Here is a 211-nt window from a genome sequence, read left to right as displayed (position 1 = left end):
AAGTATATTGAATTTCCCTGCAGTATTTATAGCTGGGGTGATCACCACCCTTTTGGTTATTGGGATAAGGGAATCAGCCAACGTAAACAACATTATTGTCGTCATTAAGGTCACGGTTATATTGTTGTTTATTGGTTTCGGACTTTTTTACATTGTTCCGGAAAATCTTGACCCGTTTATTCCTGAAAATACGGGGACGTTTGGCCAGTAC

General features: G+C 39.3%; 1 protein-coding gene. It reads left to right on the top strand.

Features of this window, described 5'->3' with window-relative positions; genetic code table 11:
- On the top strand, window positions 1–211 hold a 211-nt coding region (locus tag ACKQAD_RS20345), incomplete at both ends, for a hypothetical protein (protein WP_498044237.1).

It is taken from the genome of Pectobacterium artocarpous (assembly GCF_046159765.1).
Classification (GTDB): Bacteria; Pseudomonadota; Gammaproteobacteria; order Enterobacterales; family Enterobacteriaceae; genus Pectobacterium.
The sequence above is the reverse complement of the archived record's forward strand: the minus strand, read 5'-3'. Positions and strand labels throughout refer to the sequence as shown.